General features: G+C 59.8%; 20 protein-coding genes. 10 read left to right on the plus strand and 10 right to left on the minus strand.

From position 1 onward, the window contains the following. Nucleotides 1-13 precede the first annotated feature (13 nt). Nucleotides 14-1279: a beta-ketoacyl-ACP synthase II gene (gene fabF / locus AC13Q5_RS00525; RefSeq protein WP_488500574.1), complete on the plus strand. Its 1266-nt coding sequence runs from the start codon at nucleotides 14-16 to the stop codon at nucleotides 1277-1279. Between the two features lie 57 nt (nucleotides 1280-1336). Continuing rightward, entirely contained in the window at nucleotides 1337-1759 is a 423-nt protein-coding gene (locus tag AC13Q5_RS00530; protein WP_457879921.1) for a DUF4864 domain-containing protein, read from the plus strand. Between the two features lie 75 nt (nucleotides 1760-1834). Here AC13Q5_RS00530 and AC13Q5_RS00535 read toward each other — a convergent pair whose 3' ends face one another. From AC13Q5_RS00535 to coaD, 7 genes are all read right to left on the minus strand, one after another. Next, complete coding sequence (locus AC13Q5_RS00535) at nucleotides 1835-2725, minus strand: cell wall hydrolase (RefSeq protein WP_075852586.1); 891 nt, start codon at nucleotides 2723-2725, stop codon at nucleotides 1835-1837. A gap of 253 nt (nucleotides 2726-2978) precedes the next feature. Next, nucleotides 2979-3404, minus strand: a complete 426-nt coding sequence (locus tag AC13Q5_RS00540; protein WP_457879957.1) for a VOC family protein — start codon at nucleotides 3402-3404, stop codon at nucleotides 2979-2981. A gap of 245 nt (nucleotides 3405-3649) precedes the next feature. Beyond that, entirely contained in the window at nucleotides 3650-4780 is a 1131-nt protein-coding gene (gene tgt / locus AC13Q5_RS00545; protein WP_488500575.1) for a tRNA guanosine(34) transglycosylase Tgt, read from the minus strand. A 6-nt stretch (nucleotides 4781-4786) separates the two neighbouring features. Then, nucleotides 4787-5872 carry a tRNA preQ1(34) S-adenosylmethionine ribosyltransferase-isomerase QueA gene (queA, locus tag AC13Q5_RS00550; protein WP_488500576.1) on the minus strand — a complete coding sequence of 362 codons (1086 nt, stop codon included), beginning with the start codon at nucleotides 5870-5872 and terminating at the stop codon, nucleotides 4787-4789. Between the two features lie 76 nt (nucleotides 5873-5948). Further along, a complete protein-coding gene (locus AC13Q5_RS00555) occupies nucleotides 5949-6458 on the minus strand; it encodes a peptidylprolyl isomerase (RefSeq protein WP_075852582.1) in 510 nt (169 codons plus the stop codon). Between the two features lie 114 nt (nucleotides 6459-6572). Beyond that, nucleotides 6573-7145 carry a peptidylprolyl isomerase gene (locus AC13Q5_RS00560; protein ID WP_075852581.1) on the minus strand — a complete coding sequence of 191 codons (573 nt, stop codon included), beginning with the start codon at nucleotides 7143-7145 and terminating at the stop codon, nucleotides 6573-6575. Nucleotides 7146-7174: 29 nt separating this feature from the next. Continuing rightward, nucleotides 7175-7687, minus strand: a complete 513-nt coding sequence (gene coaD, locus AC13Q5_RS00565) for a pantetheine-phosphate adenylyltransferase (RefSeq protein ID WP_015339888.1) — start codon at nucleotides 7685-7687, stop codon at nucleotides 7175-7177. A 201-nt stretch (nucleotides 7688-7888) separates the two neighbouring features. Here coaD and AC13Q5_RS00570 point away from each other — a divergent pair, with 201 nt between their 5' ends. The 4 genes from AC13Q5_RS00570 to AC13Q5_RS00585 all read left to right on the plus strand — a co-directional run bounded on the left by AC13Q5_RS00570 (nucleotide 7889) and on the right by AC13Q5_RS00585 (nucleotide 9642). Beyond that, on the plus strand, nucleotides 7889-8113 hold the full coding sequence (locus AC13Q5_RS00570) for a hypothetical protein (RefSeq protein WP_075852580.1): 225 nt from the start codon (nucleotides 7889-7891) through the stop codon (nucleotides 8111-8113). A gap of 91 nt (nucleotides 8114-8204) precedes the next feature. Continuing rightward, nucleotides 8205-8363, plus strand: coding sequence for a hypothetical protein (locus AC13Q5_RS00575; protein WP_015339886.1), 159 nt, complete (start codon nucleotides 8205-8207; stop codon nucleotides 8361-8363). A 39-nt stretch (nucleotides 8364-8402) separates the two neighbouring features. Beyond that, entirely contained in the window at nucleotides 8403-8537 is a 135-nt protein-coding gene (locus AC13Q5_RS00580) for a hypothetical protein (RefSeq protein ID WP_280173817.1), read from the plus strand. A 214-nt stretch (nucleotides 8538-8751) separates the two neighbouring features. After that, on the plus strand, nucleotides 8752-9642 hold the full coding sequence (locus tag AC13Q5_RS00585) for an NAD-dependent epimerase/dehydratase family protein (protein ID WP_488500577.1): 891 nt from the start codon (nucleotides 8752-8754) through the stop codon (nucleotides 9640-9642). A gap of 148 nt (nucleotides 9643-9790) precedes the next feature. On the opposite strand, the gene gyrA is transcribed toward AC13Q5_RS00585, so the two are convergent. Continuing rightward, nucleotides 9791-12586: a DNA gyrase subunit A gene (gene gyrA, locus AC13Q5_RS00590; protein ID WP_488500578.1), complete on the minus strand. Its 2796-nt coding sequence runs from the start codon at nucleotides 12584-12586 to the stop codon at nucleotides 9791-9793. A 224-nt stretch (nucleotides 12587-12810) separates the two neighbouring features. Between gyrA and AC13Q5_RS00595 the strand changes: the two genes are divergently transcribed. After that, nucleotides 12811-13443 (plus strand): MarC family protein, encoded by a 633-nt coding sequence (locus AC13Q5_RS00595; protein WP_075852675.1) that lies wholly within the window; start codon nucleotides 12811-12813, stop codon nucleotides 13441-13443. Between the two features lie 51 nt (nucleotides 13444-13494). Here the strand turns inward: AC13Q5_RS00595 and AC13Q5_RS00600 are convergent, their stop codons facing one another. Continuing rightward, nucleotides 13495-14067, minus strand: coding sequence for a single-stranded DNA-binding protein (locus tag AC13Q5_RS00600; RefSeq protein ID WP_488500579.1), 573 nt, complete (start codon nucleotides 14065-14067; stop codon nucleotides 13495-13497). Nucleotides 14068-14338: 271 nt separating this feature from the next. Here AC13Q5_RS00600 and uvrA point away from each other — a divergent pair, with 271 nt between their 5' ends. Both uvrA and AC13Q5_RS00610 read left to right on the plus strand, forming a co-directional pair. Then, nucleotides 14339-17260, plus strand: coding sequence for an excinuclease ABC subunit UvrA (gene uvrA, locus AC13Q5_RS00605; protein ID WP_488500580.1), 2922 nt, complete (start codon nucleotides 14339-14341; stop codon nucleotides 17258-17260). 33 nt (nucleotides 17261-17293) lie between these two features. Beyond that, nucleotides 17294-18100, plus strand: coding sequence for a DUF72 domain-containing protein (locus tag AC13Q5_RS00610; RefSeq protein WP_488500581.1), 807 nt, complete (start codon nucleotides 17294-17296; stop codon nucleotides 18098-18100). Between the two features lie 2 nt (nucleotides 18101-18102). On the opposite strand, the gene AC13Q5_RS00615 is transcribed toward AC13Q5_RS00610, so the two are convergent. Further along, nucleotides 18103-19578 (minus strand): NAD(P)H-hydrate dehydratase, encoded by a 1476-nt coding sequence (locus AC13Q5_RS00615; protein WP_488500582.1) that lies wholly within the window; start codon nucleotides 19576-19578, stop codon nucleotides 18103-18105. 347 nt (nucleotides 19579-19925) lie between these two features. On the opposite strand from AC13Q5_RS00615, the gene AC13Q5_RS00620 reads away from it, so the two are divergent. Further along, nucleotides 19926-20264: a P-II family nitrogen regulator gene (locus AC13Q5_RS00620; protein ID WP_015339877.1), complete on the plus strand. Its 339-nt coding sequence runs from the start codon at nucleotides 19926-19928 to the stop codon at nucleotides 20262-20264. Nucleotides 20265-20267 lie beyond the last annotated feature (3 nt).

Raw genomic sequence — 20267 nt, forward strand, 5'->3', positions numbered from 1 at the left:
ATAGGAGCAAGATATGGATCGTATCGTCGTCACCGGCATGGGACTGGTTTCTCCCCTGGGCGTGGGTGTCAACGCAAGTTGGAAGCGGCTTGTCGAGGGACGCTCGGGCCTGAGACTGTTGCCTGAGGAAATGGTAGGGGATCTCGCCGCCAAGATTGGTGGCGTCGTGCCCGATATCGCTGAAGACCCGGAGGCCGGATTCGATGTCGATCGCTACGTGCCTGTCAAAGACCAGAAGAAGATGGATCGCTTCATCCTTTTTGCCATGGCCGCCGCCGAGGAAGCGATCCTGCAGGCCGGCTGGCAACCAACCGATGTCGGCGCCCTGGAGCGGACGGCGACGGTGATCGCATCTGGCGTCGGCGGCTTTCCCGCGATCGCCGATGCCGTGCGTACGGCTGAGACAAAGGGCGTGCGCCGTCTGTCACCCTTCACCATCCCATCCTTCCTCGTCAATCTTGCAGCCGGCCAGGTGAGTATCCGTTATGGATACAAGGGACCGCTCGGCGCGCCGGTCACAGCCTGCGCCGCCAGCGTCCAGGCGATCGGCGATGCGGCGCGGCTGATCCGCTCAGGCGAGGCCGAGGTCGCCATCTGCGGCGGCGCGGAAGCCTGCATCGACAAGGTCAGCCTTGGTGGCTTTGCCGCAGCACGCGCGCTCTCGACCGGTTTCAGCAACCGGCCGGAAGAGGCCTCCCGCCCCTTCGACAGCGGCCGTGATGGTTTCGTCATGGGCGAAGGCGCCGGCATGCTTGTTATCGAGACCTTGGAGCATGCGCTCGCGCGCGGTGCCACGCCACTTGCCGAACTCGTCGGCTATGGCACGGCCGCCGATGCCTATCACATGACGGCAGGGCCGGACGATGGCGACGGCGCACGCCGGGCGATGCTTGCCGCCCTTTCCCAGGCGCGGATTTCACCGGCCGAGGTCAAGCATCTCAACGCGCATGCCACATCGACCCAGGTCGGCGACCGTGGCGAGATGGAGGCGATCAAGACCGTCTTCGGACGTGAAGGCGCGATCGCTGTCAGCGGTACCAAGGCCGCAACCGGCCATCTTCTGGGTGCAGCCGGCGGCATGGAGGCGATCTTCGCCATCATGGCTCTGCGCGACCAGATCGCTCCCCCGACCCGCAATCTGCAGGATCCGGATGCCGCTGCCGAAGGTATCGATATCGTCGGTGCCACCGCGCGCCCGATGGCGATGGAATATGCGATTTCCAACGGTTTCGGTTTTGGCGGCGTCAACGCCAGCGCACTTTTCCGTCGCTGGCAGTAATCGCTTCTGCTTGATATCAAAGCGCGCTATGCTCGACCCCTATGGCTGGAGACGGACATGCGCGCTTTCATTTTAGCCGCTTTTCTCTGCTGCACCGCCTTTGCACGGGCCGCTCATGCGGAAGATCCGGTGCAGACGGCACAGAGCCTCATTGAACAACAGATCGAAGCCTTTCTGCACGATGACGCGGCGACTGCCTATTCCTTCGCCGCACCCGGCATCAAGGCGCTTTTCCCGGACAAGGACAGCTTCTTCGCCATGGTGAAGAAGAGCTACCAGCCGGTCTTTCACCCTGGCAACTATGCCTTCGGCAAAAGCCGGGCAATCGACAACGGCGCAGTCGTCTATCAGGAGGTGCTGATCACAGGCACGGATGACAAGGACTGGACGGCGATCTATCAGATAACCCGCCAGCCCGATGGCAGCTACAAGATCAATGGCGTGCAGATGCTCTCCAAGGCGACGAGCGAGGGCATTTAGGAATAACTCAGCCGAAATGCGAACAGCGCGTCTCTTGGCGAGACGCGCTGTTCTAAGCTTTAGGCTAAACGCTTATCAACCGCGAATTCTAAGCGAATTTCCTGCGGATGCGTTGCCGTCGAACTCCGGCCGCGGCTGCGGAATGACAACCGTCGAAGCCGGCATCGGCGTATTCGTGTACATGGTATCGCCGTTCGAGAGCGGTCCCGAAATCGCCATGTCCGTGGGTGCCGGCGTCGGTATCGGCACTGCCGCCGGGATGAGAGCCATATTCTGCGGCATCGTCACCACCGGGTTGGAGACAGGCGTAAAGGCAACGACGGCCGAAGTCGTCGGCGCCGGCTGCGTTTCCGGCAGGACGAAAGGAGATTGCGGCGCGCCCTGCGTGCGCACATAATTCATCGCAACCTCGTATGCCGGAAGCGGCGCTGGCGTCTGAAGCTGGCCATCCCGGCCGCGCTTCTCATAAAATGCATTGCCGCCGGCGTAGGCCACGTAGTGCATATTGTCGTACGGGAACCTCAAGCCCTCCGTATGGAAGAACATCGCGTCCTTCACCTGAGGATGCCGCTCGCCACGCAGGATGGCCGCTGCAGCCGTATCGAGATCCTGCTTTGCCTGATCCTTGACTTCCCTGGTCATCACGCCCGGCGCGAACTGCCTTTCCTGGGAGACCACGCCACAGATCGTGGGCGGATAGGCACCGGACGTCAATCTGTTCATGACGACGCTGCCAACGGCCATATAACCGCTGGGATCAGAACGTTCAGATTCAAAATACATCGCGCGCTCGAGACAATCCTTGTCCTTCGCGGTGTAATTATAGGTAACTTTCGCACCACGGATAGGCTTGGTGGTGTTGCTGGGGGTAGCTGTTGTCTTCTGCGTCGTCGTGCAGCTGGTAGCGGCCAGACCGACAACCAATAGCCCTGAAAGACATGCCCCGAATTTGCGTTGCGCCCTCAACGGCAAGTGCCTCCTATTTTCGGTAGTACAGCCCTTATCGATTAAGAGAATGCGTTTTAGCCGGATTTTTTCAAAATTCCAAGCGGCCACGCAATCAAATCAGCCAATGATGTTTTTCAAAGGCGGATGGACCGTTTATTCCGATTCGCTATTTTTCCCAATGCTTTATTGTCGCCAGATCCATTTTGAAACGCAGTTGGAAACGGAGATTGCCTAGGGCAAGCCCGTTCCAGCCGGCTCAAAATGACGTTGGTTAAAGATAACAATCAATCGATAATAAATGATTTACCAACAGAGCAAGGTCCATGCGCCAGCCGACTTCGATGAGGATTCGCCCCGGCGCAAAACAATAAAACGACCAATTGCCGCGTATGATCGAAGGCGATTTCCAGATCTCGCAGCCGCTCGATTTCACCCGCTCGAACAACAGGTCGACCGCCTCTCGAGAGGGTTGGATGAAGCCGATATGATAAGTATTGCGCCCGATAGAGACGCTATCGGCGCCGCCAAATTTCTCGACTGGCCGGCTGATGACAAGTTCAAGCCCGGCATCGTCGCGAAGGATGGCAAGGCCATTTGCGCCTCGCGTTTCCACCTCCGTCAGGCCGAAAACGGAAACAAAAAAATCCCGGGTCGCGGCGACATCGGGAACATGCAGATCCAGGTGGTTTAGTCTCATGACAGCTCCAAAAGGCTTTCCCGCGGAGACATGTCGGTCGATCCGGCCCACGCCAACGCGAGACACTCGACCACAATGGCCAAGTTCCGCGTCGTGGGCTCTCATACCAATGGCAAGGAGCAGAACTTCCAAACTGGAAGGGGTTGGGCCTACCGAAACCAACCCTGCCTTTTTCGACACGCTTCTGTTAGCGCGAAATGGTAATGGGAGCAAGATCGTATAGTGACACTCACATCCTTCTCGGATCACACAGGCTCGAGATCACCCCTCGCCCAATTCTCCATAGTTTCGGCCATGAAATCGGCGAAACGGCCTTCCGCAATCGCTTGGCGGATGCCCTGCATCAGTTCCTGATAATAAGCGAGATTGTGCCAGGAGAGCAGCATGCCGCCGAGCGCTTCGTTGGCACGGACGAGATGATGCAGATAGGCTCGGGAATAGTCGCGAGAGGCTGGGCAATTGGATTGCTCGTCCAGCGGGCGCATGTCTTCAGCGTGACGGGCGTTGCGAATGTTGACCTTGCCGCGGCGCGTGAAGGCCAGTCCGTGACGGCCCGAGCGGGTCGGCATCACGCAGTCGAACATGTCGATACCGCGGGCAACAGATTTCAGGATGTCGTCCGGCGTGCCGACACCCATCAGATAGCGCGGCTTCTCCGTCGGCAGTTCCGGCAAGGTGATCTCGAGCATGCGCAGCATGACTTCCTGCGGTTCGCCGACGGCAAGACCGCCGACCGCATAGCCCTTCAGGTCCATCCCGCTCAGCGCTTGCGCAGACCGGACGCGAAGCTCCGGAACGTCACCACCCTGCACGATGCCGAACATGGCTTTGCCGGGCTGATTGCCGAAGGCCACCTTACAGCGGTCCGCCCAGCGCAGCGACATTTCCATGGCGCGCTCGATTTCCTTAGGCGTCGCCGGCAGGGCCACGCATTCATCAAGCTGCATCTGGATATCGGAATCGAGCAGTCCCTGGATCTCGATCGATCGCTCCGGCGACATGTGATGCAGGCTGCCGTCGACATGAGATTTGAAGGTGACACCCTGCTCGTCGAGCTTGCGCAGACCGGACAGCGACATCACCTGGAAGCCGCCGGAATCGGTGAGGATCGGATGCGGCCAGCGGATGAGCTGATGCAAGCCGCCGAGGCGAGCGACACGCTCGGCCGTCGGGCGGAGCATCAGGTGATAGGTATTGCCGAGAATGATATCGGCGCCGGTCTCACGCACCTGATCGAGATACATGGCCTTGACGGTGCCGACCGTGCCGACGGGCATGAATGCCGGCGTGCGGATGGTCCCGCGCGGCATGGAAACTTCGCCGAGGCGCGCACCGCCATCCGTCTTCTTCAATTGAAACTGAAAGCTCTCGCTCATCTCGTCCTAGTCTTTCCGGTGGAGCAGGCTGCCATCGCCATAGGAATAGAAGCGATAGCCCGTCTCGATAGCATGGGTATAGGCCGCGCGCATCGTATCGAGGCCGGCAAAGGCCGATACGAGCATGAACAGGGTCGAGCGCGGCAGGTGAAAATTGGTCATCAGCATGTCGACGGCCTTGAAGCGATAGCCGGGCGTGATGAAAATGCCCGTGGCGCCGTGCCAGGGCTTTATGGTGCCGTCGCCAGCGGCGGCACTTTCGATCAGTCGCAGCGACGTGGTGCCGACGCAAACGATGCGCCCGCCCCTTGCCTTCACGGCATTCAGCTTTTCGGCCGTCGCAGCATCGACATAGCCGATCTCGAAATGCATCTTGTGGTCGTCGGTGTCGTCGGCCTTGACCGGCAGAAAGGTGCCGGCGCCGACATGCAGCGTCACGAAGTGCCGCTCGACGCCGAGGGCATCGAGTGCGGCAAACAGGGATGGCGTAAAATGCAGGCCGGCGGTGGGTGCTGCGACCGCACCTTCTTCCCGCGCATAGATTGTCTGGTAGTCGGCACGATCACGCTCGTCTTCGGGACGCTTGGCGGCAATATAGGGCGGCAGCGGAATATGCCCGACCGCAGCAATCGCCTCGTCCAGCGCGGGACCGGAAAGATCGAACCGCAGCGTGATCTCACCGCCTTCACCCTTTTCCTCGACCGTGGCGTCGAGCGAGCCGAGCGCGCAGACATTTTCGCCATGACCAAACTGGATGCGATCGCCGATCTTGATACGCTTGCCGGGCTTTGCAAAAGCCTTCCAACGATCCGGCGCGGCGCGCATGTGCAAGGTCGCGGAGACCTGCTGGCCGGGCGCGCCTTCGCGATGGCGGATACCTTCCAGCTGCGCCGGGATCACCTTGGTGTCGTTGAAGACCACGGCGTCGCCTGGGCGCAAAAAGGATGGCAGATCCCGTATCTCGTGGTCACTCAGCGTATTGGCGCCATTGTTCGGATCGACGACGAGCAGGCGTGCGCTGTCGCGCGGCTCGGCGGGCCTGAGCGCGATACGCTCATCCGGCAGATCGAAATCGAAAAGGTCAACACGCATCTAGCTCATCCAGGCAAAGCGAAACCCGCCCCTCACGCCAAAAGGCGCAAGAGGCGGGTTTCAGGAATAATCACGATCAGACGTCGGCGGCAATCCGCGCAGATACGATCGAATCCGGATCCTTCACCGGCTCGCCGCGCTTGATCTGGTCGACGAATTCCATGCCGGAGATAACCTGACCCCAGACGGAGTACTGCTTGTTCAGCCAGGGAGCGTCGGCAAAGCAGATGAAGAACTGCGAGTTGGCCGAGTTCGGGTTCTGCGAACGAGCCATCGAGCAGGTGCCGCGAATATGCGAAGTCGCGGAAAATTCGGCCTTCAGGTCCGGCTTGGAGGAACCGCCCATGCCGGCACGGCCTGGGTTGAAGGTTTCGCTGCCCTGCTTGCCGAACTGCACGTCGCCGGTCTGAGCCATGAAGCCGTCGATGACGCGATGGAAGACGACGCCATCATAGGCCTTTTCGCGTGCAAGTTCCTTGATGCGGGCAACATGCTCGGGAGCAACCTGCGGCAGAAGCTGAATGACAACCTGGCCCTTGGTGGTTTCCAGGATGAGGGTGTTTTCTGGATCCTTGATCTCAGCCATGTTCGTTTCCTTGTTCTCTCTGTTTGTGCATGGTCCTGCCCGGATCATGCAACTTGCCTTGGCCTGATCTCATCCAAAAGCCGCACGGCGCCTTTTGGGATCATGCCCGTGAAATCACTTCTTGGTGACGGTGACCTTGATCATCTTGTCAGGGTTGCTCACTTCGCCGTTCTGGCCTTCGCCACGCTTGATCTTGTCGACAAGCTCCATGCCCGAGATGACCTTGCCGACAACCGTGTACTGGCCGTTCAGGAAATCGCCATTGGCGAACATGATGAAGAACTGCGAATTGGCGGAGTTCGGGTCCTGGGCGCGCGCCATGCCGACGGTGCCGCGCGTGAAGGGCGTTTTGGAGAATTCAGCCGGAAGGTTCGGCAGGTCGGAACCGCCGGTGCCGGCCTTGTTCGGATCATAACCCTTCGACGCATTGCCGTACTGGACATCGCCGGTCTGCGCCATGAAGCCATCGATGACGCGATGGAAAACGACGTTGTCGTATGCACCCTTCTTCGCCAGCGCTTCGATCTGGGCGACGTGCTTCGGAGCAACCTCCGGCATCAGCTGGATGACCACCGGGCCGTCCTTGAGCTGGATGGTCAGAAGATCTGCGGCTGCGGCCGAGAAGGCGCTGCCTGCCAAGGCGGCAAGGCTCAGGAATCCTGCAAATGCAATATGAAAGAGTTTCATGGATGCTCCGTTCGGGATTGGATTTCGGCTCAGCTGTTGCCGCTGGCCTTATTTTTGAGTTTGCCGTTCAGCGCTTCCAGAACCGCCGACGGCACAAAGGCGCTGACATCGCCGCCCATGGATGCGATCTGCCGCACCAATGTGGCGGTTATGGGCCGCGAGGCCGTGCCGGCGGGCAGAAACAGCGTCTGAATATCAGGCGCCATCTGCCTGTTCATGCCGGCCATCTGCATTTCATAGTCGAGATCGGTGCCATCGCGCAGGCCGCGGACGAGCAAGGTCGCACCATGGGCGCGAGCCGCATCGACCACCAGATTATCGAAGGCGACGACCGAAATATCACCAGCCTTCTGGGGCAGAGCCTCGCCAAGCGATCGGCGGATCAGCTCCGCCCGCTCTTCGAAGGAGAAAAGCGGCTTCTTGCCGGGGTGAATGCCGATCGCGACGATCACCTTGGCGGCGACATTCAACGCCTGCACGAGGACATCGAGATGTCCGTTGGTCATCGGGTCGAAGGATCCGGGATAAAAGGCTGTCGTCATAGCAAGCCGGCTCGTTGTTTCGACGCCTTTTGTCATGGATGCGGCCGCATCGCAAGTCATTTGCAACCCTGAGACCGCCTCTGAATGCGAGATGAACGCGGCGTTCAATCCTGTTTCAGCTGGAGAATGCTTTACTGACATCAACATCGAAACGGGCCTGGCTCAACGGCTCGCCGATCTCGGTTTCAGGGACATCTTGCCATGCTCGTCTTCATCATCGCAGGCGCTATCATCGGTTCATTTCTCGTCGAATATCTCGTTCATCTTTTCGCCGACAATTATGAGATCGAATGGGATTCCGCCTCGGAAAGCGGTAGGGATGTCGATTTTGCCCAAGAAATCGTCACTGCCATGCGCAAAACGCATCGCGAATCTGAACGCCAGATGAACAAGGCATTCAAGGTCGCTTCAGATGCGCATTGCTAGATAGCTCTCAATATCGGCGGAACCATTTGGGAAACGCCGCGTTAACAGTCCGAAACTCAGATTGCACATTGCGGCAAGAAGGAAGAAGAGTATGCCCGACAAGATCACCCTTATTAACGTTGTTTGGATGGCCATGATTTCGGGAATGCTTGCAGCAACGGTTGCGCTTTACGACCAGAAACCTGACCAGTCGAAGATCTACGGTCCCTTTGCTTCGGCTCGTCCCTTCGTTGCCTCAAGCCAGTACTAAGGGATCTGAACGCTAGTCCCACCAAAGGAGGGAGCGATCATGTTCACAATTTTGACGCTGCTTACAGTTTTCATCAGCATCATGTTTGTCGTGTCAGTCGCATCCACCATTTCGGCGCTCCATCGCGAAAGCGAAGAGAGCAAGAGGCTGCATAAGCGTCACAAGACGCTCTGATCTCCGCGTACCGAGCTCTCTCCCCGCCAGATGCTCGGATGGACCCTGAACCGGACGCTATTCCCGCCAGCGTCCGGTTTTTTATTGCCGTTACAATATGAATCCCCTCCCTCCATGCCCTTGTCGTCTCGAAGCAAAAGCATGATTTTGCGAGAGGAAGCGCGCCAGCCACTTCAATCATGCTATGGTGATCGTGGTTCATCGAGGGATCGAGATGCGCATTGTCCTGACAGGAAGCTCCGGGCGACTTGGCCGGGCGATTTTTAATGCGCTGGCGCCAAGCCATACGGTGATAGGCATCGATCGTTCGCCGTTTTCGACGACGCATCTCGTCGGGGATTTCACCGATGCGGCGTTGCTGCGCCAGGCGCTGGAGGGTGCGGATGCAGTCGTCCATTGCGCGGCCCTGCACGCCCCTCATGTCGGCACGTTTTCCGATGATGAATTTCGCCGTATCAATGTCGACGGAACACGTCGACTGGCTGAAGCGGCGTTGGATGCCGGCGTGAAGCGAATGGTCTTTACCAGTACCACGGCCCTTTACGGCCGCGCCGTCGTCGCCGGCGATTGCACATGGATCGATGAAGACACTGTGCCGCAACCGAAAAGCATCTATCACCGCACGAAACTGGAAGCGGAACAGATCCTCAAAGGCATGAGCAGCCTGGATCTGCAGGTCCGCGTTTTGCGCATGTCTAGAAGCTTTCCGGAGCCGACCAATGTGATGGCTGTCTATCGTCTGCATCGCGGCGTCGATATCCGTGATGTTGCGGATGCCCATGTCGCGGCGCTCACGAACGGCGGCAAAGATTTTCAACGACATATCGTCTCCGCCAGCACACTGTTCAAACCGGAAGATTGCGAGGCTCTCGCGGTCGACGCCGCCTCAATCATCCGGTTGCGCGCGCCCGGCCTTGCCGCGAAATTCGCCCAGCAAAACTGGCCTTTGCCTGACAACATCGATCGCATCTACGCATCGAAATCTGCAGGCACGGTCCTCGGCTGGCATTTCCGCTTCGGCTATGACGAGGTTTTCGCGCAGCTTGATCGGGAGAGCCTGGAGGTTTTGCCGCCCTTTTCGCAAAAAAACAGACGCCCGGAATAGAAGACCTTACGGATCCTTGGGCAGCTTCGGCACCCCCCGTTCCAAAAGCAAACGCATGAGCCTGTCGCCAAGCTCATGCGTTTGAAAATGTTATATTTTATTCGGCTCGGCGCGTGGCCTTGGCCTGCCGATAGGGAGCAGCGAAATCCTACTCTTCGCTGCCACCTTCGACATCGCCGCCGGCGTCTCCTGCCTCATCGGCAACGGTCTCATCATCGACCGCCGCATCCTCATCGCTTTCCGGCTCGCTGATACGTTCGACGGATACGACCTTCTCGTCCTTTGCGGTGGAGAAGATGGTGACGCCCTTGGTAGCGCGGCTGGCGACGCGGATGCCACCAACGGGCACGCGAATCAGCTGACCGCCATCCGACACGAGCATGATCTGATCGCCGTCTTCGACCGGGAAAGCGGCGACCAGTTCGCCGATCTCGCCCGTCTTCGAGGTATCGGTGGCACGGATACCCTTGCCGCCGCGGCCGGAGATACGGAAATCGTAAGAGGACGAGCGCTTGCCGAAGCCCTTTTCCGAAACCGTCAGAATGAACTGCTCGAGCGCCTTGAGTTCTTCGTAACGCTCGTCGCCAAGTTGTCCCTCTTCGGTGACTTCCTCGCCGACCAGCGCGATTTCCTCATCCTCGCCCGTCGCGGAACGACGTTCGCTGACGGAACGCTTCAGATAGGCTGCGCGCTCCCACGGCTCGGCGTCCACATGCCGGACGATCGTCATCGAAATAATGCGGTCGCCGGATGCAAGACTGATACCGCGCACGCCGATCGAGTTGCGGCCGGCAAAGACGCGCACATCCGATACCGAGAAGCGGATGCACTGGCCGAGCGCTGTCGTCATCAGCACGTCGTCACGTTCCGTACAGGTCTCGACGGAGAGGATTTCATCACCCTCCTCCTCGAGCTTCATGGCGATCTTGCCATTACGGTTGACCTGTACGAAATCGGACAGCTTGTTGCGGCGCACGGTTCCGCGCGTCGTCGTGAACATCACGTCCAGATTGTCCCAGCTGTCCTCATCCTCGGGCAGAGGCATGATCGTCGTGATGCGCTCGCCGGGCTCCAGCGGCAGCATGTTGATCAGTGCCTTGCCGCGCGACGTCGGCGTGCCGATCGGCAGCCGCCAGACCTTTTCCTTGTAGACGATACCACGGGACGAGAAGAACAGAACCGGCGTATGCGTATTGAGAACGAATAGCCGGGTAACGAAATCCTCGTCGCGAGTCGTCATGCCGGAGCGGCCCTTACCGCCACGGCGCTGCGCACGATAGGTCGTCAGCGGCACGCGCTTGATGTAGCCGAGATGGGAAACGGTCACGACCATGTCCTCACGGGCGATCAGATCCTCGTCGTCCATCTCGAGACCGCCATCGACGATCTCCGTGCGGCGCGGCGTTCCGAACTCGTCGCGAACGGCAGAAAGCTCTTGCTTTACAATGGCTTGTATGCGGGCGCGCGAAGACAGGATATCGAGGTAGTCCTTGATCTCGGCGCCGATCTGATTGAGTTCTTCGTCGATTTCATCGCGACCGAGAGCGGTCAGGCGCGCCAGACGCAGTTCGAGGATGGCGCGGGCCTGCTCTTCCGAGAGGTTGTAGGTACCATCCTCATTGATGCGGTGGCGCGGGTCGTCGATTAGCCGGATAAGCGATTCGACGTCCGCCGCATTCCAGCGGCGCGTCATCAGCTCTTCGCGGGCCGATTGCGGATCCGGTGCCTGGCGGATGACACGGATGACTTCATCGATATTGGCGACCGCGATCGCCAGACCGACCAAGACGTGGGCACGATCACGGGCCTTGCGCAGGAGGTACTTCGTGCGGCGGCTGATGACTTCCTCGCGGAAGGCCACGAAAGCGCGCAGCATGTCCATCAGGTTCATCAGCTCGGGCTTGCCGCCGTTCAACGCCACCATGTTGCAGCCGAAGGAGGTCTGCAGCGGCGTATACCGATAAAGCTGGTTCAGGATGACATCGGCATTGGCGTCGCGCTTCAGCTCGACGACGACGCGATAGCCCTGACGGTCAGACTCGTCGCGCAGGTCCGAGATGCCCTCGATGCGCTTCTCGCGCACGAGTTCGGCCATCTTCTCGATCATCGACGCCTTGTTCACCTGATAGGGAACCTCGGTGATGATGATCTGCTCGCGATCGCCGCGCATCGGCTCGATGGTCGCGACACCGCGCATGACAACGGAGCCGCGGCCCGTCTCATAGGCGGAGCGGATGCCCGCACGGCCGAGGATCTTCGCACCCGTCGGGAAATCCGGGCCGGGGATGATCTGCATCATCTCAGGCAGTTCGATCGCCGGATTGTCGATCAGGGCAATACAGCCGTTGATCACTTCGGAGAGGTTATGTGGCGGAATATTCGTCGCCATGCCGACGGCAATGCCGCCGGAACCGTTGACGAGCAGGTTCGGGAAGCGCGCCGGCAGAACCTTCGGCTCTTCCGTGGTCGCGTCGTAGTTTTCCTGGAAATCGACGGTTTCCTTGTCGATATCCTCGAGAAGCTCGTGGGCGACCTTCGTCAGGCGCGATTCCGTATAACGCATCGCCGCCGGCGGGTCGCCGTCGATGGAGCCGAAATTGCCCTGCCCGTCGATGAGCGGCACGCGCATCGACCAATCCTGCGCCATGCGGACCAAGGCGTCGTAGATCGAGGCGTCGCCGTGCGGGTGGTAGCTACCCATGACGTCGGCGACGGGACGGGCCGACTTCACATATTTACGGTTCCAGTGATAGCCGCTCTGATGCGCCGCATAGAGGATGCGCCGATGAACAGGCTTCAGACCATCACGAACGTCGGGAAGCGCGCGGCTGACGATCACGCTCATGGCGTAATCGAGATACGACCGCTGCATTTCCTCCATGATGGAAATCGGCTCGATGCCTGGCGGGAGCTTCCCGCCGCCGGGTGGTGTTTGCTCAGTCAAAACAGATCACGATCTCTTTTAGAATCACTGCGAAATTTATAGCCGAAAGGCCCAGCGAGCGCCAATTTAGGCCGGTGTTTTTGAACAGACTTTTGCCTCTTTAAGCCATGAAATCGAACATTTCCGTGGCGTAACCCGGCAATAGCGACGCGTGGCCCTTTGCGAAAGCCCATTCGTCGCATAACAATGCTCGATAACAACGATAGACAAGCTTCGGGGACTATATGGCGAGCGCGGATACGCTGATCAATGCTTTCACGACGCTGCTTGTGACTGTCGATCCGCCAGGGCTCGCGCCGCTTTTCATTGGGCTTACGGCGGGCATGAACCGCTCCGAACGCAAACAGGTGGCGCTGCGCGGCTCGCTGATCGCCTTCTTCATCCTGGCAGCCTTCGCCTTGTTCGGCGCGAGCGTTCTTGGCGTTCTCGGCATCTCCATCGGCGCTTTCCGAATTGCCGGCGGGTTGCTGCTGTTCTGGATCGCCTTCGAGATGGTGTTCGAGCGGCGGCAGGACCGGAAAGAAAAGACGACGGAAGTCGCGATCACCAAGGATCACATCCGCAATATCGCGGTTTTTCCCCTCGCCTTGCCGTTGATCGCGGGTCCGGGCGCGATCTCGGCCACGATCCTGCTCGCAGGTTCGCTACAGACGATGCTCGACCGAGCGCAGCTGATCGGCGTCATCGCCCTCAATCTCTGCCTGGTCTTTGCCGCATTGGCCATTTCCGACAGGCTGGACCGCATGCTCGGCGCGACCGGCCGCGCCATCCTGACCCGCCTGCTCGGGGTCATCCTTGCAGCCCTTGCCGCGCAATTTGTCGTGGACGGCGCACGGGCGGCACTCGCCCTTTCATGAAAAAGCCCGCCAAGGCGGCGGGCTTTTAAAGATCAAGCAGCTGCGCCGATCTCAGAACGGGATGTCATCATCCAGATCACGCGAGAAATTACCGCCGCCGCCACCCTGGTTGCCACCGCCACGGTTGCCACCGCCGCCACGGGAGGAGCCCTGAGACGACGACTGGCCGTAATCGTCACCACCGTAATCGCCGCCGTAGCTACCACCAAAATCACCACCGCCGCTGCGACCGCCACGGCTGCCGCCTTCGATGGAGCCGCCGCCGCCTTCGCCACGACCATCCAGCATCGTCAGGGTCGAATTGAAGCCCTGCAGCACGATTTCGGTCGAATACTTATCCTGGCCGTTCTGATCCTGCCACTTGCGCGTCTGCAGCGCGCCTTCGATATAGACCTTGGCGCCCTTCTTCAAATATTGCTCGGCGACCTTGCAGAGGCCTTCATTGAAGATGACGACACGGTGCCATTCCGTCTTTTCCTTGCGCTCGCCGGAATTGCGGTCGCGCCAGGTTTCCGACGTGGCGATGTTGAGGTTGGCGATCGGGCGACCGTCCTGCGTGCGGCGGATTTCCGGGTCAGCCCCGAGATTTCCAACCAGAATTACCTTGTTCACACTACCGGCCATGATACCACCCTGCTTGCCGCCCATCGACGGCTTTGAAATTCAATCCAGACACCTTAACCCATAGCGGGCGTCACGTGCTATTTATGCGGCCTTTCCAGCTCCGTTCATCCACAAAGAAATCGCCGCGATAATTTTGTTCTTTCTTTGTTCTAATTTATCCCTATGATGATGTCAACGGAATCGAAAACCCGCCTCCACCCTTCATTTCAGCCTCGACTCGCGGGCTGGCATCACTAAATAAAGGCAGACTCCAAAGGACCTGCATACGACGATGAGCGAATTGAAGACTATTTCCATACGTGGTGCGCGTGAGCACAATCTCAAGGGCATCGATCTCGACCTGCCACGCAACAAGCTGATCGTCATGACCGGCCTCTCCGGCTCCGGCAAGTCGTCGCTCGCCTTTGACACGATCTATGCCGAAGGGCAGCGACGCTATGTCGAAAGCCTTTCGGCCTATGCGCGCCAGTTCCTCGAAATGATGCAGAAGCCGGATGTCGACCAGATCGACGGCCTCTCGCCGGCGATTTCGATCGAGCAGAAGACCACGTCGCGCAATCCGCGCTCGACGGTCGGCACGGTCACCGAAATCTACGACTATATGCGCCTGTTATTCGCCCGCGTCGGCGTTCCCTATTCGCCTGTCACGGGCCTGCCGATCGAGAGCCAGACGGTCAGCCAGATGGTCGACCGCGTGCTTGCCTACGAGGAAGGCACCAGGCTTTATATTCTCGCACCGCTCGTGCGCGGACGTAAGGGCGAATACAAGAAGGAACTGGCGGAGCTCATGAAGAAGGGCTTCCAGCGCGTCAAGGTCGACGGGCAGTTCTACGAGATCGCCGATGTGCCGGCGCTCGACAAGAAATACAAGCACGACATCGACGTCGTGGTCGACCGTATCGTCGTCCGGCCCGACATGGCAGCGCGTCTTGCGGACAGCTTCGAAACCTCGCTGCGGCTTGCAGACGGTCTTGCGGTCGCGGAATTCGCCGACAAGCCGCTGCCGCCGGAAGAGACCGCCGCTGGCGGCTCGGCCAACAAGTCGTTGAACGAGACGCATGAGCGCGTGCTGTTCTCGGAGAAATTCGCCTGCCCGGTTTCCGGCTTCACCATTCCGGAAATCGAGCCGCGCCTGTTTTCGTTCAACAACCCGTTCGGCGCCTGCCCGTCCTGCGACGGCCTTGGCTCGCAACAGAAGATCGATCCCGAGCTGATCGTGCCGGAGCCGGAACGCACGCTGCGTGACGGCGCCATCGCTCCCTGGGCCAAGTCGACCTCGCCCTATTACAATCAGACGCTGGAAGCGCTCGGCAAGCATTACGGCTTCAAGCTCGGCAGCCGCTGGACCGAACTGTCCGACAAGGCCAAGGACGTCATCCTGAACGGCACGGAAGACAAGATCGAATTCCACTATGCCGACGGCGCACGCTCCTACACAACGCACAAGAATTTCGAAGGCATCGTGCCGAACCTCGAGCGCCGCTGGAAGGAAACGGATTCCGCCTGGGCACGCGAGGAGATCGAACGCTTCATGTCGGCGGCCCCCTGCCCGGCCTGCAACGGCTATCGCCTGAAGCCCGAGGCTTTGGCGGTCAAGATCGACAAGCTGCACATCAGCCAGGTGGCGGAGATGTCGATCCGCGTCGCCCGCGACTGGTTCGATGCGCTGCCTGGGACCTTTACCGACAAGCAGAACGAGATTGCGGTCCGTATCCTCAAGGAAATCCGCGATCGTCTGCGCTTCCTCAACGATGTGGGGCTTGAGTACCTCAGCCTGTCGCGCAACTCCGGTACGTTGTCCGGCGGCGAAAGCCAGCGTATCCGGCTGGCGTCGCAGATCGGTTCGGGCCTGACCGGCGTTCTTTACGTACTCGATGAACCGTCCATCGGTCTGCACCAGCGCGACAATGCCCGCCTGCTGGAAACGCTGAAACATCTGCGCGATATCGGCAACACCGTGATCGTTGTTGAGCATGATGAGGATGCCATTCTGACGGCCGACGATGTGGTCGATATCGGTCCGGCGGCCGGCGTGCATGGTGGCCAGGTGGTGGCACATGGTACGCCGCAGGATATCATGGCAAACCCGAAGTCACTGACCGGTAAATATCTCTCCGGCGAGCTTGGGGTGCCTGTTCCGGACGAGCGCCGCAAGCCGAAGAAGGGCAAGGAAATCAAGGTTGTCGGCGCTAGAGGCAACAACCTCAAGAATGTCACGGCTTCGATCCCGCTCGGCGTGTTCACTGCGGTGACGGGCGTTTCCGGCGGCGGCAAGTCCACCTTCCTGATCGAGACGCTTTATAAGTCGGCGGCGCGGCGCGTCATGGGTGCCCGCGAGATCCCCGCCGATCACGACCGCATCGACGGTTTCGAACATATCGACAAGGTAATCGATATCGACCAGTCGCCGATCGGCCGCACCCCGCGTTCGAACCCGGCGACCTATACGGGCGCCTTCACGCCGATCCGCGACTGGTTTGCCGGCCTGCCGGAAGCCAAGGCGCGCGGCTATCAGCCCGGCCGCTTCTCCTTCAACGTCAAGGGCGGCCGCTGCGAGGCGTGCCAGGGTGATGGCGTCATCAAGATCGAGATGCACTTCCTGCCCGACGTCTACGTCACCTGCGACGTCTGCCATGGCAAGCGCTACAACCGCGAAACCCTTGACGTCACCTTCAAGACCAAGTCGATCGCCGACGTGCTCGACATGACGGTCGAGGAAGGCGTCGATTTCTTTGCTGCCGTTCCCGCCGTGCGCGACAAGCTGCAGAGCCTGAAGGATGTCGGCCTTGGCTATATCAAGGTGGGGCAGCAGGCCAATACGCTTTCGGGTGGCGAGGCGCAGCGCGTCAAGCTAGCCAAGGAACTGTCGAAGCGATCGACGGGCCGCACGCTCTACATTCTCGACGAACCCACAACCGGGCTGCACTTCCACGATGTCGCCAAGCTTCTGGAAATGCTGCACGAGCTGGTCAATCAGGGCAATTCGGTCGTGGTCATCGAGCACAATCTCGAAGTCATCAAGACCGCCGACTGGATCCTCGATTTCGGTCCTGAGGGTGGCGATGGCGGCGGTGAGATCGTGGCCGTCGGTACGCCCGAGACGATCGTCAAGGAGAAGCGCTCCTACACAGGGCAGTTCCTTAGGGAGTTGCTGGAGCGGCGGCCGGTGAAGAAGGTTGCGGCGGCGGAGTAAGGTTTACCCGGACGAACGTCCAAGGAGGAGAGAATGACCAAAGCGGGCGAAATCCGCACAGGCATAGGCGGCTGGACTTTCGAGCCCTGGCGCGGGACCTTCTATCCCGGCACGCTGAAGCAGAAGGACGAGCTGAATTACGCCAGCCGCCAGCTGAGGGTGATCGAGGTCAACGGGACCTATTACAGCACGCAAAAGCCCGAGGTCTTCGCCAAATGGGCCGCTGACGTTCCCGATGGTTTTATCTTCTCCTTGAAGGCGACCCGCTTTGTCACCAACCGCCGTGTTCTTTCCGAGGCCGGCGAATCCATGCAGAAGTTTTTGGAATCGGGCATCAGCGAGCTCGGCGATCATCTCGGCCCCTTGCTCTGGCAGTTCGCGCCGACGAAGAAGTTCGATCCGGATGATTTCGAGGCATTTCTGAAACTCCTGCCGGCCAAGCAGGACGGTCTTGCGCTCAAACATGTCGTCGAAGTCAGGCATGATTCCTTCAAGGTGCCAGAATTCATCGCGCTGCTCGAGAAATACAATGTGGCGCCTGTTTGTGCCGAGCATTTCGAGTATCCGATGATCGCGGATGTTACGGCCAATTTCGTCTATGCCCGCCTGCAGAAGGGATCGGACGATATCAAGACCTGCTATCCGCCGAAGGAGCTGAAAGCCTGGGCGGATCGCCTGAAAACCTGGGCCGACGGCAGGGTGCCGGATGATCTGCCGCTGATCGATGCCAAGCGCAAGGTCAAGGCGGAACCCCGCGATGTCTTTGCCTTCATGATTCACGAGGGCAAGGTGAACGCCCCTCCGGGCGCGATTGCATTGCAGGCGGAAGTCGCGAAATAGCGTTATAGCGGCTTGACGGCCGCCACGAGATCTTCGGCCGTCAGGCCTTTTCCCGCGCGCTGGCCTGCCAGCCCATGCAGCCAGGCGCCAGCGGCCGCTGCTTCGAAGGCCGGCGCCCCTTGCGCCATCAAGCCGCCGACAATGCCGGCGAGCACATCGCCGGAGCCGGCCGTGGCAAGCCAGGGCGGGGCGTTGGCATTGATCAAGGCCCGACCATCCGGGGCGGCAATTACGCTATCGGCACCCTTGTAGATGATGGCGGCATTGGCTCTCGCGGCAGCAGCCCTCGCCTTATCGGTCTTGCTCAGGGTTTCGTCGGCGGCGATGTCGGGAAAGAGCCGGCCGAACTCCCCCTCATGCGGCGTCAGCACCGATCGCGTCGGCCCTTCGGCGAAAGCATCGAAGAGCTGTTGCGGATCATCGCGAAATGCAGTGATGCCGTCTGCATCCAGTACGAGATGGCGGTCTGCGAGTGCGAGACAGAATTGCCGCGCCTTCTCGCCCGAGCCGAAGCCAGGCCCAAGAACGAAGGTCGACAGGCGCCGATCGGCGAGCCATGCCCGCAACGAAGCCTCGTCCTCGACAGCATGCAGCATGATTGCGGTCAGCAGGCCCGCATTGACGCCGAGCGCGTCCGGCGGCGAGGCGATGGTGACGAGCCCTGCCCCGGCCTTCAGCCCGGCCATGGCGGACATACGCGCCGCGCCCGTCGCGTTCGGCCCGCCCGAAAAGACGATAAGGTGGCCGCGCTTGTATTTGTGCGTCTCGGCACCCGCCGAGGGTATGGCCGCGTACCACTGGGCGGGCGTGTTTTCGGCGAGCAAGTCGTCAGCGTGGGCGCGCACGATCCGGCCGGGAATGCCGATGTCGAAAACCTCAAGCTCCCCGCATAGCTCCCGGCCGGGAAGCAGAAGATGACCCGGCTTGCGCGTCATGAAGGTCACAGTGCGCATGGCACGGAAGGCAGCGCCGAGAACCTGGCCGCTGCGCCCATCAAGACCGGACGGCAAGTCGACGGCAATCACGGGAATACCGGCCGCCGCAACGCGAGCGATGACGGCAGCAATATCGTCCGGAACCAGCCTGGAGAGGCCCGCACCGAAAATCGCATCGATGACGATATCGCCAGCCTGTGGAAGATAGCCGCCGATCGCCTCGCCTTCGATGGGGCAATCGGCAAAGGCGCGTGCAGCATCTCCCTTAAGCTGCTGCGGGCCGCCCAGATGAAACAGCCGCACGGTGGTTCCAGTCTGTTGCAGCGCACGGGCCGCCACATAGCCGTCGCCGCCATTGTTGCCCGGCCCGCAGAGGACGACATATCGGATGGCTCCGGGAAAATGCCGGAGTGCGGCAGCAGCCACCGCCTGCCCTGCCTTTTCCATGAGCCCATAGGAATCGATGCCGGAGGCGGCAGCGGCGCTGTCTACGGCAGACATAGCATCGGGGGTAAGGAGCAGATCGGCGAGCGGCAACATCATGCAAACATTATAGATGCGAAATCTGCCTCAAAAACAACCGCTATTGCTGCGGTCAATTTGGTTTATAAATGTGCATTTGCATAATAATTAAACAATAAGATTCAAGGCGTTGCGGAAGCACAAACCTACCGCGCATGGCTGTTTTTTGCGAAATTTTGCTTATCCCACGCATTTCAGCGCGAAATCGCTTCCATTTTTCCGAAAAATCCTCATCAATTCATCGTCTCGGCGCGAATTCGTCGGGATTTTTTACGGCAGCTCGTTTTCAATTGGCATGATACGTGCATTACGTTGGCCGAGCGGGGAGTAGTCCTGCTGTATCAGGAGAAGCGGAGAGACATTTTCTCATGAAAAAGATCGAAGCGATCATTAAGCCCTTCAAGCTCGACGAAGTGAAGGAAGCCCTTCAGGAAGTCGGCCTGCAGGGTATCACCGTCACGGAAGCAAAGGGCTTCGGTCGTCAGAAGGGCCACACGGAGCTTTACCGTGGCGCCGAATACGTCGTCGACTTCCTACCGAAGGTGAAGGTCGAAGTTGTACTGGCGGACGAAAATGCGGAAGCGGTGATCGAAGCCATCCGCAAGGCTGCGCAAACAGGCCGTATCGGCGACGGAAAGATTTTCGTTTCCAACGTGGAAGAAGTCATTCGAATCCGCACCGGCGAAACGGGCATCGACGCCATTTAATCC

It is taken from the genome of Martinezella sp. CNPSo 3964, from assembly GCF_057784375.1.